The organism is Gemmatimonadota bacterium (assembly GCA_016719105.1).
Classification (GTDB): domain Bacteria; phylum Gemmatimonadota; class Gemmatimonadetes; order Gemmatimonadales; family Gemmatimonadaceae; genus SCN-70-22.
In genome coordinates this window covers 242,312-255,204 of sequence record JADKAQ010000013.1, presented here as the reverse complement: position 1 = coordinate 255,204, position 12,893 = coordinate 242,312, and the positions used below count along the sequence as shown (strand labels likewise).

Here is a 12,893-nt window from a genome sequence, read left to right as displayed (position 1 = left end):
TTCGTGTGTAGATTGGGGGAGCGCGCCTGACGTCGGGCGCGCTCCCCCTCTCTCATGCCGCCCCTCCCCACGCCGATGGACAGGCCGAACCCGGACTATCCGGTACTGGTGATCGGCGCGGGCCCCGCGGGGCTGGCGACGGCGGCGTGCCTGTCGCGTCGCGGGATCGCCCACCGGCTGCTGGAGCGGGGTGACGCGCTCGGCGCCTCGTGGCGGCGGACGTACGATTCGCTGGTCCTGCACACCGGCCGGCACATGTCGACGCTGCCGGGGCTCGACTATCCACGCGGGACACCGCTCTTTCCGACGCGCGACCAGTTCGTCCGCTACCTCCAGGACTACGCGTCGACCCACGGGCTCCGGATCGAGACCGGGTGTGACGTGACGGCGCTGCGCCGCTCGGCGCACGGGTGGGCGGCCTCGTTAGGCAACGGCGCGCGCATCGAGGGGAGCTCGGCCGTCGTCTGCTCCGGGATCATGGCCAACCCGCGTGTGCCGGAGCTCGCGGGGCGGGATGCCTTTCGCGGCGAGCTGCTGCATTCCGTGGACTACCGGCGGGCGGATCGCTTCGTCGGGCGACGCGTTCTGGTGGTCGGGGTGGGGAACTCCGGCGGCGAGATCGGGAGCGAGTTGGCGCAGGCGGGGGCGCAGGTGACGATGCTCGTGCGCACCGGGGCCAACGTGGTCCCGCTGGCGATTGCGGGGATCCCCATTCAGTACCTCTCGCACGCGATGCGCAAACTGCCGCGTGCGGCGCAGGAGTGGGTCGTGAAGCGCGTGCAGCGCCTCACGGAGGTGCGCCGTGGTCCTCCCGTCTTTCCGCGGCCGCCGCACTCCGCACTCGATGCGATCCCGATCATCGGCTTCAACCTCGTCGATGCGATCAAGGCGGGGCGGGCCCGCGTGCAGCTCGGTTCGATCGACCACCTGACGGCCGACGGCGCCGTCTTTTCCGACGGGACGTCGGCGCCGTTCGATGCGATCGTCCTGGCCACCGGTTTTGCGCCGGCGCTGCGGATGCTGGACGACCTGATCGCGTGCGACGCGAAGGGCTTCGCGCGCCGCCGCGACCGCGTGACGAGTGCGGACCAGCCGGGACTGTACTTCGTAGGGCACAACTACGACGCCACCGGCGGGATCGCGAACATCCGACGTGACGCACCGATCGTCGCCGAGCACATTGCGGTGTGCCGCGCAACGGCGGCGCGCATGGCGAAGCAGCGTGCCCGCGCGCAGGAGCGGATGCAGGCGAAGGACGGGGCACAGGCGACGCACCAGGCGATGGCGAGTGCCGCGACGCCCGGCTCGCCAGCGGTGTCACCGCCGGACACGAACGTGCCCCCGACGGCATCAAGCAGCGGCTGAGGTATTCGTGCGCGGTGCCCGCGCGCGCTCGAGTCACGCACCCCGTGGCGCGCGCGGCGAGTCAGGGGCGGTGGCCCCTCGGCGTCAGGGGAGCCCGGCCGCCGCGGCCAGGATCGTCATCGCCCGCACCAGGCCGAGCGTTCCGTCGCGATTCTCGAACCACTCGCGGGGGGTGTGCACCTCTCCGCCACGCCCGCCGGCGCCGAGGGCGATGGCGGGGATTCCCAGGTGCAACGGGATGTTGGCGTCGGTGGACGCCACGGCGCTGTCGGGGGAGCGGCCGATGAGGCGCGTGGCGTCGTAGGCGGCCTGGCCGAGGAAGGCGTTCCCGGGGAGCGCGCCGCCGGGGCGATCGCCGGTGATCTCGATCGCCAGTTGCAACGGCGGTGTCCCGGGGCGACGCTGGCGGTTGTGCGTCTCGAGGACTCGCTGGGCGGCAGCATGGATCTCGTCGTCGAGGCGGTCCAGTTCCCCCCCCGAGGTGGAGCGCACGTCGACCTCGATGGAGGCGTCGCTGGGGATGGCGTTGACCGCCGAGCCGCCGCTGATGCGGCTGACGGTGAGCGCGGTGCGCGGCGCGGCGGGGAGCGGCCACGAGGCGAGCGACGCGGCGAGGGCGCTCACGGCGTGGATGGCGTTGACCACGCCGTACGAGGCCCAGCTGTGGCCGCCCGGGCCGGCGAAGCGCACGCGATAGCGTCGCGTGCCTAACGCGTGGGTCACCACGCGCTCGTCGCCGGCGCCGTCGAGGGCGATGGCGGCGTGGGCCCCTGCGGCGGCCGTGGCGAAGAGGTGACGCGCCCCGCGCAGGTTGCCGCTCCCTTCCTCGCCGGTGGTGGCGACGAAGAGGATGGAGTGCTGGGTGCGAACCCCGGTCACGTGCATCGCGTGGGCGATGGCCAGCATGCCGGCGATGCCTCGGGCGTTGTCACCGATGCCCGGGCCGGTGATGCGCTCGCCGCTTCGCGTCATGCGGTGCGAGACGTCGGCGTCGAAGACGGTGTCGAGATGCGCGCAGACGACGACGGGTGGACGGTCGCTCGTGCCCGCGCGTGGGGCGATGACGTTGCCCGCCGCGTCGATCGTCGCCTCGAGGCCGATGGCGCGCCAATGGCGGCAGACCTCGGCCGCACGCGCCCCTTCGGCGCCGGTGGGGGCGGCGACTTCGGCGAGTGCGACCTGCCGGTCGATCGTCTGCGAGTCGAACGTCTGGAGATGACGCCTGGCGGGGAGGAGGGCGTCGTAGACGCGCCGGACGGCGCCGTTGCTGGCGGGCATGCGTCTAGATGCGCCCGGGGTGCGAGGGACGCAAGGCCGACGGGCGAGGGCGCGCGATAGATTGGGCGCATGCCCGGACGTCGACTGCCACGCACGGTCATCGCGCTCTCGCTGGTGTCGCTCCTGACGGACGTGTCGAGCGAGATGATCTATCCGTTGGTCCCCACCTTTCTGGCCACGGTGCTGGGGGCGAGCGCGCTGTCGGTGGGCGCGATCGAGGGGACGGCCGAGTCGGTGGCAGCGCTGCTCAAGTACGCGAGCGGCTGGTGGAGCGACCGCCTGACGCGGCGGAAGCCGCTGGTGGTGGCCGGCTACCTCATCGCCTCGTGCCTGCGGCCGCTGATAGGACTCGCGCAGGTGGGGGCGCACGTCTTCGCGATTCGGGTGGGTGACCGCATCGGGAAGGGGGTGCGCACGGCGCCGCGCGATGCGATGCTGGCCGATGCGGTGGCGCCCGAGATGCGCGGTGCCGCCTTCGGCTTCCACAGTAGCGCGGACCACCTGGGGGCGGTGATCGGGCCGCTGGTGGCCTTCGCGCTGCTGCAGTGGGGGGGATTCTCGATGCGCAGCGTCTTCCTGCTGTCGGCAATTCCGGCGGCGTTGGCGATGCTGGTGTTGGTGGGGTGGGTGCGTGAGGGGAGAAAGGGTACGGAGGGGAAGGAAATGGTGACGGCGGGAGGGGCGGAGGAGGCGATGTTGTTTGTGGGGGGGGGCCCCCGCGCAGAACCGTCCGCCGAGTCGTCCGCAGCGCCCCCATCGCCTCCGCCTCCCTCGCCCGAGCCTCTCACACCCGGGCCTTCCACGCGCCTGGGCGGCCGCTTCGCCGCCTACGTCGCCATCCTCCTGCTCTTCACGTTAGGCAACTCCACCGACGCCTTCCTCCTGCTCCGGGCACGCTCGCTCGGTGTCGAGACGGCGATGATCCCCGTCCTCTGGGCCGCCCTGCACATCGTGAAGACGCTCGCCGCCGCCCCGGCCGGCGCGCTCTCCGACCGCATCGGGCGGCGCGTGCTGATCACAACGGGTTGGCTCGTGTACGCCGCGACCTACCTCGGCTTTGCCTACGCGAACAGTGCGTGGTCCGTGTGGGCGCTCTTCCTGGTGTACGGGGTCTATTTCGGCCTCACCGACGGCGGCGCGAAGGCGCTCGTCGCCGACCTGGTCCCAGCCGACGCCCGCGGACGCGCCTTCGGCTGGTACAACCTTGCGTTAGGGATCGGCGCACTTCCCGCGTCGCTCCTCTTTGGTGCCCTGTGGGACGCGTGGGGGGCGCCCACCGCCTTCATGGTCGGTGCGGCCATCGCCACCGTCGCCGCGCTCTTGCTGCCGACGGTGATCCCGCGGCACATCGCACGCTGAGTCCACCCGTTCGACCACCGCCATGTCCTACCTCCTCGAGACGGCACGGCTGCGCCTGCGCCCGCTCGTCCCCGCGGACCTCGACTTCCTCGCAGAGATGCTCGGCGACGAAGCGGTCATGCAGTTCTACCCTGCCGTCCTCGACCGCATGGGGGCGGCGGCATGGCTCGATCGGCAACTGGCGCGCTACGCGCGAGACGGCTACGGGCCCTGGTTGGTCGAGGAGCGGGATTCCGGGCGAGCGGTCGGGCAGATCGGCCCCATCCGTCAGGAACTCGGCGGCGATGACGGGACGTCGGTCGAAGTCGCCTACCTGCTGCATCGCGCCGCGTGGGGGCGCGGCTACGCCATCGAGGCCGCGATGGCAACGCGCGACTGGGTCTTCGCTCAGTTGGGAGAGCCGCGCGTCATCTCGCTGATTCGCCCGGAGAACCTCCGGTCGCGTCGCGTCGCCGAGCGCAACGGCTTTCGCGTCTGGCGTGAGGTGCTCCACGCCGGGTTGCGGCACGACGTGTGGGGGATGGAGCGCGAGGCGTGGCTGGCGGCACGAGCCAGAGTCTCCGATATTCCCGGCCGCACGTCCTCACCATCCTTCGGAGTACCGCCCATGTCGATCGCCCAGTCGATCCTGCCCGAGTTCGACCACGAGATGGCCACCACCCGCAAGCTGATCGAGCGCACGCCGATCGCTCAGATGGCCTGGAAGCCGCACGAGAAGTCGATGTCGTTAGGCCAGCTGGTGGCGCACCTGGCGACGCTCCCGGGGTGGGGCGTGGTGACGATGGCGCAGACGGAGCTGGACCTGAACCCGCCCGGGGGCGAGGGCTACAAGACGCCGTCGTTCGATTCCGTGGAGGGACTGCTCGCCGAGTTCGACAAGAACGTGGCCGGCTCGCGCGCGGCGATCGCCGCGGCGGCGGACGGCGACTTCATGGTGGGGTGGTCGCTCAAGAATGGCGGGCACACGGTTTTTACGCTCCCGCGCATCGCGGTGCTGCGCTCCTTCGTGATGAATCACGTCATCCATCACCGCGGCCAGTACTCGGTGTACCTGCGCCTCAACAACGTCCCGCTCCCGTCGATGTACGGGCCGACGGCCGACGAGCGGTAGGCGGCGTCACGCCTCCCCGACGCGCCCGGCCCCGCAGCACGCGGCGGCCGGGCGCGTGACGTCGGTGCCTAACGGGTGGTCACCGACTCCCCGTCAGGGTGCGCGGCACTGGCGGACGTCGCCGGTGTGACGGTGCGCACGAGCGCTCCGAGGGCACCAAAGTACGTCGCCTTGTCGATGTTGAAGGCGTCCATGTGACCGCCGCGCACCGACACGAGCGACTTGGGGGCGGCCGCCGCCGCGAGGAGCCGCTCGCTGTGGCTGAACGGGATGACGTCGTCCTCGGGCGAATGGAGGAACAGCTTGGGCTCACGCACCGACGCGATCTTCTCGAGCGACGCGAAGCGCTGTGTCGAGAGCAGGCGCACGGGAAAGAGCGGATACAGCTCCTGTCCGCGATCGGCCACCGAGGTGAACGCCCCCTCGACCGCGAGCGCCGCCGCCTCCACGCGAGTGGCCAGTTCGGTCGCGACGCCACTCCCCAGCGAGTGCCCGAAGATCACGATCCGCGACGGCGGGACCTGCAGCGAATCGGTGAGGTAGCGCCACGACGCCTCGGCGTCGGCATAGAGCCCCTGTTCGTCCGGCGCACCGTCGCTCGCCCCAAACCCGCGATAGTCGAAGGCGAGGAGGTTGAGTCCGAGGTCGCGCGCGAAGGCGTAGAACTCGGGACGCTGGCCGTAGCCGATGTTGCCGTAGTTGCCGTGGCAGATGAGGAGCCACATCCCCGACGAATCCTTGGCCGCGGCCGGGACGATCCACGCGGAGAGCGGCGTTCCGTCGGTGCTGGGGTAGCGCACCTCGCGCTGGCGTAGCGCATAGGTCGGCGACGGTGTCGGGACGGCACGATCGGCGGGGTGGAAGACCATCCGCTTCTCGCTCGCGAGGAGGACGACGGCGATGGCGAGGTAGCCGAGGACGATTGCACCCAGGGCCAGCTTGGCAAGACGCTTCACGGGGAGTGGCACGGCGAACGAGGCGTTGGGCGAGGAGAGGGGAAGGCGGCAGTGAAGCGCCGCATGAAAGCTACGTCGTCCACGCTCGCGTGGATTGCCGGCCACACGAATTTCCTCCCCGCCGCTCGCAACTCACCCACCGCGCCACGCCTAGCAGCAGCGCGCCCCCGGGCGCGAATAACGATCCTCCAGTCGCTGCTTCACGAATTCGTCCTTCGTGAGCGGCGCGTGGTCCGGATGGCAGACGCGTTGGTGCCGCAGGTAGCCGTCGTAGTCCGGCGCCCCGATGATCCGGTTGAGCGTCGACGTCGCGCGAGCGAGGCGCGTCGCAAAGCGCGTCGTGAGGTCCGTGGCCCACTTCATCTCGACCCTCCGTTGTTGGACGCTCGGCGCGCGGGAAGCCTGGCCTCGAACAGCTCGAAGATGCGCCGGTACTCGTCGCTCCACGAGGCGGGACGCACGAATCCGTGGTCCTCCACCGGGTATACGGCCAGCTCCCACCCGGTCTTCCCCAGTTCGATGAAGCGCTCCGTCAGCCGCACGATGTCCTGGAAGTGCACGTTGGTGTCGACCATCCCGTGCGCCATCAACAGCGGGTCCTCCAACCCCTCGGCGAAGAAGATCGGCGACGACCGACGATACGCCAGCGTGTCCTGCTGCGGCTGATTGAGGATGCGCGCGGTGTAGCCGTGGTTGTAGTGCGCCCAGTCGGTCACCGACCGCAGCGCGGCGCCGGCGCCGAACTCCTTGGGGGCGTTGAACAGCGCCATCAGCGTCATGAAGCCGCCGTAGCTCCCGCCGTACAGCCCGATGCGCTCGGGGGAGATGCCGAAGGTCTTCTGCAGGTAGCGCGAGCCGTCGACCTGGTCCTGCAGGTCGCGCCCCCCCATCCAGCGGTAGATCGCCGTGCGCCAGTCGCGTCCGTAGCCGGCGCTGGCGCGATAGTCGATGTCCAGCACCACGTAGCCCTTGCTGGCCAGGTAGTGGTTGAACATGTACTCGCGCGAATAGCTCGACCAGTAATTGTGCACGTTGTGCATGTAGCCGGCGCCGTGCACGAAGATCACCGCCGCCCCGTTCGGCTCGGCCTTCACGTCCTGCGGACGATAGATGCGCGCCGGCACCTGCACGCCGTCGCTGGCGGGAATGCGGACGATCTCCGGCGTGAGCCAGGGATAGGCGAGCCACTCCGAAGTCGGCGAGGTGGTCAGTTGCGCGGCCGGCGCCCCCGCACGGTTGGCCCGCACGAAGAGCTCGGGGGGGCGATTGGAGGTGGAGTACACATCGGCGAGCCACCGCGCGTCAGGAGAGACGACGACGGAATGGCCGCCGGCCTCGCTCGTCAGGCGCACCGCGTTCCCACCGGCGACCGGCAGGCGATAGAAGTGCCGCTCGAACGGTGACACCTCGCTGCTGTGCAGCTCGAACGACCGCCCATCGTCGGACAGCGAGGCGTCGAGCACCTCGAACGTCCCCTTGGTGAGCTGGCGCCGGTCGCTGCCGTCGGCATTGATCGTGTAGAGGTGCGCATACCCATCGGCCTCGCTCACGAACCAGGCGCGCGCCACGCCGGGGAGCCACCCGCCGCACGGATAACACGGCCCGCCGACCCACGCCGAGTCGCGCAGGACGTCCAGCGTGACCAGGCGCGACGAGTCGGCATCGAAGCGCTGGAGGTAGCGCGCCTTGAAGTCGCGCTGCTCCGAGAAGACGAGCGCCTGCGTCCCCGCATCGTTCCACCCCAGGAGCGCGAGCATCGACGGGAGTGCCGTCGAGTCGCCGGGAATGGGCTTGAGCCAGGTGACGTTCCCGCTCGGCAGCTGCATCACCCCGGCGCGCGCACCGCCGAGCACGTCGCCGACCTTGGTGCGAACGAGGAGGTCCTCGGTGTAGCCGCTGAGGGTGACGTAGTTGGGGACGTTGGTCTGCTTGGCGTTGGGCGCCGCGCTGCTCGTGGCGAACAGCAGGGCGCGCCCGTTGGGGCTGACGGAGAGCTGCGTGACGCGCTCACCCGCCTGCAGGTAGAGCACCTTGGGGCGCTCGGCGAGGTCGGCGTCGCGCTCGGCCTTGGCGATCGAGTCGCGCGTGACGCGGTCGCGCACCACCTCGAGCAACGCCTTCTGCTGCGCCTCGAGCTGCGCGCGCTGCGGCTCGGCCTTGGGCGGCGTCGGTGGGGCAGGGGCCGGCCGGATGTCGGTGAGCTGCTCGATGCGCGGCGAGTCGAGGTCGAGCGCCATGACGTTCATCCCGTCGCGCACGAAGAAGACGCGCCTGCCATCGGCCGAGAAGGTCGGGGCGCTCTCGATGATCGTCGTCTGTGTGAGGCGGCGTGCCGCCGACTTCTTCAGGTCGACCAGGTAGAGGTCGCCCTCATACGAGACGACGCGCCGCAGGCGATCGCGAGAGAGGTCGCCGGACTCGAGCAGCGGCCCCACCGAATCCATGTGCGCGCGCGAGACGAGTTCGGGCTTGGCGCCGGCCACGGCGCGCACGCGATACGGATCCATCGCCTTGCGCCAGTCGCTCCCCGCGGGGAGCCACTGGAAGTAGATCCACGCGCCGTCCGGGGTGAAGCGCACGCGTTGCGGCTCGCGGCCGTAGACCTCGGGGCCGCGCATCATCCACGGGATGGTGAGGTCGGCGAGCGAGCGTTGCGCCTGCGCGGCGGCCAGCGGCGCGAGCGCCGCCGCGAGCAGGGCCGCGGCCAGGGTGCGACGCATCGGGAGCGGTGTCCGGTGATTCATGGCGATCACTAGTCCCCGACCGCGACGGCGCGGGGCTCGAAGGGAATCTCGGTGCTGCGCGCCGCCTTGCGACCACTGGCCACGGCAATCCACTCGAGCGCCGAGGCGGTGATGACGATGACGACCGAGATCATGAAGAAGGCGGCGACCGCGGCATCCACGCGATCGTTGGTGATGAGGCGCGCGGCGTCGGCGGCGGTCTTCACGTTGCCGGGGAGCTTGCCGTCGGCGAGCAGGCCCTGGACCATGCGCGCGTGCGAGAGGAAGCCGAGCTTGGGATCGTCGGAGAAGATCTTCATCGACCCGGCGGTCATCGTCACGATGCAGAGCCACGTGAGCGGGAGCAGCGTGATCCAGGCGTAGGCCTTCTTCCCCATCTTGATGATCACCGTCGTGCCCACGCAGAGCGCCACCACGGCGAGCAGCTGGTTGGCGATGCCGAAGAGGGGCCAGAGCGAGTTGATCCCGCCTAACGGGTCGACGACGCCTTGATAGAGGAAGTAGCCCCACGCAGCGACGAACATCGCCGATGAGAGCACGACCGCCGGGTACCAGGCGACGCGTCCGAGTGGTTCATAGACGTGTCGCAAGAGGTCTTGCAGCATGAAGCGCCCCACGCGCGTCCCGGCGTCGAGCGTGGTGAGGATGAAGAGCGCCTCGAACATGATGGCGAAGTGGTACCAGAGCGCCATCGCGGTGGAGCCGCCGAGCACGTTGGAGAAGAGGTGCGCCATGCCGACGGCGAGCGACGGGGCGCCACCGGTGCGCGAGAGGAGCTTGGTCTCGCCGACGTTGGCGGTCAGCTCCTTGAACGCGACCGGGTCGAGCGTGAAGCCCCAGTTGGCGATGGCGACGGCGGCCGCTTCGGGGGTGGTCCCGATGGCCGACGGCGGGGCGTTGATGGCGAAGTAGGTCCCCGGCGTCAGGACGCAGGCGGCGATGAGGGCGAGCGTGGCCACGAGCGACTCGGTGAGCATCGCGCCGTAGCCGATGAAGCGCGCGTCGGTCTCGCGTTCGAGCAGCTTGGGGGTGGTGCCTGACGAGATGAGCGAGTGGAAGCCGGAGATGGCGCCGCAGGCGATCGTGATGAAGCAGAACGGGAAGACCTTCCCGGCGAAGACCGGCCCCGAGCCGTCGACGAAGCGGGTGATGGCCGGCATCTCCAGCGGCGGCAGGACGAACAGGATGCCTAACGCCAACGCGACCACCACGCCGATCTTCACGAAGGCGCTGAGGTAGTCGCGCGGGGCGAGCAGCAGCCACACCGGGAGGACGCTGGCGCAGAAGCCGTAGATCATGATCGACCACGCCAGCGCGGTGCGGCTCAGCGTGAACGTCGGGGCCAGCGCCGGGTTCTCGGCCACCGCACGCCCGATGTACAGGGCGAAGACGAGGAGGATGAGCCCCATCACCGTCGCTTCGAGCACCTTGTGCGGACGCAGCCATCGCATGTAGCCGCCCATGATGAGAGCGATCGGGATGGTGAGGCCGACCGTGACCACGCCCCACGGGCTCTCGCCCAACGCGTTAACGACGATGAGGGCGAGCACCGCGATGAGCACGATCATGATGCCGAGCACCGCGACGAGCGCCGTGAGCCCGGCAACCGAGCCGATCTCCTCCTTGGCCATCTGTCCCAGCGACTTGCCGTTGCGCCGCACGCTGGCCGCGAGGATCACGAAGTCCTGCACCGCGCCGCCCAGCGCGACGCCGATCACGATCCAGAGCGCCCCGGGAAGGAAGCCGAACTGCGCGGCGAGCGTGGGGCCGACCAGCGGGCCGGGGCCGGCGATGGCGGCGAAGTGGTGGCCGAAGACGACCCACCGATTGGTGGGGACGAAGTCGCGCCCGTCGTTGAGCCGTTCCGACGGGGTCCGTCGGTTGGCGTCGAGGGCGAAGATGTTGCTCGCGATGATGCGCGAGTAGAAGCGGTATGCGACGACGTAGAAGCACAGCGCCGCCGTCACCAGCCACGCGGCGCTCACGCGTTCGCCCTGGTTGAGGGCGATGTACGCGAACGCCCCGGCGCCGCAGGCGGCGACGAGGATCCAGGCGACTACGGTCAGAAGTCGACGCATAACGAGAATCGAGACGGGAGAAGGCTCGCCCCAGCGAACGCTGGGGGGGAGCGGGAGGGGGATCGCGCGCGACGAAAATGGGGCGGGGGGTGGGTGGGGTCAACGCACGAGCCGTCGCCGATCGCACGCCGTGTCGTGCGGGGACGGCGCGGGGACCGAAGAGGGGGCGCTGCGCGACGCTCAGGGGCGCGATAGGGGGACGCCGGGTGCGCTCCCAACGCGAGGCGCGGCGATTAGCTTTCGCGGCACCATGACCACCGCCTCAACGCTGGCCCGAGCGGCGTCGCTGATCGCCGTCGTCTCGTGCGGAGGGACTGCGCCGGTACCACCACCGGTGTCGACGGCTCCCGCCCCTGCGCAGGGCGCGGCCCCGGCGGCATCGGCCGACGCGGCGACGACGGTAACGCCAATGGCCGGGGTCCTCGGCCGCTTTGCCGCCCTCAACGTCATCGTCCTCCCCACGCAGTCGGTCGGGAGCGCCGATCTCCTGGGATGGCGAGCGTCGAGCGGTGGCGAACGCGTCCTGATCGCGGCGCTCGACGCTGGCATCGAGGCGGCACTCGGCGAGCGCGCGCTCACCACCTGGGTCTATTCCTCGGCGCTGCAGCGTGCGGCCAGGCGCAATCCGACCTACGTGACCGATCCGGCGGCGGTGCGGGCGCTCGGGCCGGTTAGGGCGGTGATGCGCAAGCCGGACGACTCGTTCGCCGAGCCCTTCGCCTCGCAGTTGCGGTCGTTGGCCGGGGTGAGTGATGGCCGCTACGCCCTGATTCCGCTCGAGCTGCGCCTCGAGCCGATACTGAATGGGACCTCCGGGCGTGCCGTGCTCCAGGTGGCGATGGTCGATGCCCGCGCGTCGCGGGTGGTGTGGGTCGGCGAGGTGGCGGGCGATCCGCACGCCGCGTACGGCCCCGCGGTCCTGGCCTCCCTGGCGCGTCGCGTTGCCGATCTCGTCGTCCCCCGCTCACCGACCTCGCAACCATGACCATCCCCTGCACCCTGATCCCCGGCGACGGCATCGGTCCCGACATCACCGACGCCACCGTGCGCATCCTCGAAGCCGCTGGGGCCCCGTTCGCCTTCGATCGACAGTTGGCCGGGATGGCAGCGGTCCATGCGCACAACAACCCGATGCCCGACGCGACGCTCGAGTCGATCAAGCGCACGCGCCTGGCGCTCAAGGGGCCGCTCGAGACGCCGGTGGGGGAAGGGTTCCGCTCGGTCAACGTGGCGCTGCGCAAGACATTCGACCTGTATGCCAACGTCCGCCCGGCGCGTGTGATCCTCAAGGGCGGGCGCTTCGACAAGGTCGACATCGTGCTCGTGCGCGAGAACACCGAGGGGTTGTACGCGGGGCTCGAGCACTACATCAAGATCGGCGAGGACGAGAAGGCGGCGGCCGAGTCGATCGCGCTCATCACGCGCCTCGGTTCGGAGCGCGTGATTCGTTATGCCTTCGAGTACGCCATCGCCCACGGGCGCAAGAAGCTCACGCTCGTGCACAAGGCCAACATCCTCAAGTTCTCGCAGGGGCTGTTCCGTTCGGTGGGGCAGCAGGTCGCCAAGGAGTACGAGGGGCGCATCGCCTACGACGAGCGCATCGTCGACGCCTGCGCCATGCAGTTGGTGATCAAGCCCGAGCAGTTCGACGTGCTCGTGACGACCAACCTGTTCGGCGACATCCTCTCCGACCTCGTCTCGGGGCTGGTCGGGGGGCTCGGGCTCGCGCCGGGGGCCAACATCGGCGCCGGTGCGGCGATCTTCGAGGCGGTGCACGGCACGGCCCCCGACATCGCCGGGCAGGGGATCGCCAACCCGTCGGCGCTGACCTTCGCCGCCTGCCTGATGCTCGAACACGTGGGACACGAGGCGCTGGGGCGGCGTATCCAGGAAGCGGTGGAACTCACGCTGCGCGAGGGAAAGACCGTCACGCGCGATCTGGGGGGGACTGCCGGCACGCGCCAGTTTGCCGACGCCGTCATCGCGCGGCTCAAGGCCTGAC

Annotated in this window: 10 protein-coding genes; 5 read left to right on the top strand and 5 right to left on the bottom strand. The window is 70.2% G+C overall.

Annotation, left to right across the window (positions count from 1 at the left end; genetic code table 11):
- The first annotated feature begins 75 nt into the window (after positions 1-75).
- On the top strand, positions 76-1,365 hold the full coding sequence (locus IPN47_14110; GenBank protein ID MBK9409149.1) for an NAD(P)/FAD-dependent oxidoreductase: 1,290 nt from the start codon (positions 76-78) through the stop codon (positions 1,363-1,365).
- A gap of 84 nt (positions 1,366-1,449) precedes the next feature.
- Here the strand turns inward: IPN47_14110 and IPN47_14105 are convergent, their stop codons facing one another.
- Positions 1,450-2,643: a M20/M25/M40 family metallo-hydrolase gene (locus tag IPN47_14105; GenBank protein MBK9409148.1), complete on the bottom strand. Its 1,194-nt coding sequence runs from the start codon at positions 2,641-2,643 to the stop codon at positions 1,450-1,452.
- A 432-nt stretch (positions 2,644-3,075) separates the two neighbouring features.
- Here IPN47_14105 and IPN47_14100 point away from each other — a divergent pair, with 432 nt between their 5' ends.
- Together IPN47_14100 and IPN47_14095 are read left to right on the top strand one after the other, a co-directional pair.
- Positions 3,076-4,002 (top strand): MFS transporter, encoded by a 927-nt coding sequence (locus tag IPN47_14100; GenBank protein MBK9409147.1) that lies wholly within the window; start codon positions 3,076-3,078, stop codon positions 4,000-4,002.
- 22 nt (positions 4,003-4,024) lie between these two features.
- Positions 4,025-5,113 (top strand): GNAT family N-acetyltransferase, encoded by a 1,089-nt coding sequence (locus IPN47_14095; GenBank protein ID MBK9409146.1) that lies wholly within the window; start codon positions 4,025-4,027, stop codon positions 5,111-5,113.
- 68 nt (positions 5,114-5,181) lie between these two features.
- Here the strand turns inward: IPN47_14095 and IPN47_14090 are convergent, their stop codons facing one another.
- The 4 genes from IPN47_14090 to IPN47_14075 form a co-directional block, all read right to left on the bottom strand.
- Positions 5,182-6,081, bottom strand: a complete 900-nt coding sequence (locus IPN47_14090) for an alpha/beta hydrolase (protein MBK9409145.1) — start codon at positions 6,079-6,081, stop codon at positions 5,182-5,184.
- A 138-nt stretch (positions 6,082-6,219) separates the two neighbouring features.
- On the bottom strand, positions 6,220-6,432 hold the full coding sequence (locus IPN47_14085) for a YbdD/YjiX family protein (GenBank protein MBK9409144.1): 213 nt from the start codon (positions 6,430-6,432) through the stop codon (positions 6,220-6,222).
- Entirely contained in the window at positions 6,429-8,813 is a 2,385-nt protein-coding gene (locus IPN47_14080; GenBank protein ID MBK9409143.1) for a prolyl oligopeptidase family serine peptidase, read from the bottom strand. The genes IPN47_14085 and IPN47_14080 overlap by 4 nt, the downstream gene beginning before the upstream one ends.
- An 8-nt stretch (positions 8,814-8,821) precedes the next feature.
- Positions 8,822-10,891, bottom strand: coding sequence for a carbon starvation protein A (locus tag IPN47_14075; GenBank protein MBK9409142.1), 2,070 nt, complete (start codon positions 10,889-10,891; stop codon positions 8,822-8,824).
- 250 nt (positions 10,892-11,141) lie between these two features.
- On the opposite strand from IPN47_14075, the gene IPN47_14070 reads away from it, so the two are divergent.
- Positions 11,142-11,876, top strand: a complete 735-nt coding sequence (locus IPN47_14070) for a hypothetical protein (protein MBK9409141.1) — start codon at positions 11,142-11,144, stop codon at positions 11,874-11,876.
- Positions 11,873-12,892: an NAD-dependent isocitrate dehydrogenase gene (locus IPN47_14065; GenBank protein ID MBK9409140.1), complete on the top strand. Its 1,020-nt coding sequence runs from the start codon at positions 11,873-11,875 to the stop codon at positions 12,890-12,892. Before IPN47_14070 ends, IPN47_14065 begins: the two co-directional genes overlap by 4 nt.
- The last annotated feature ends 1 nt before the right edge of the window (position 12,893 follow it).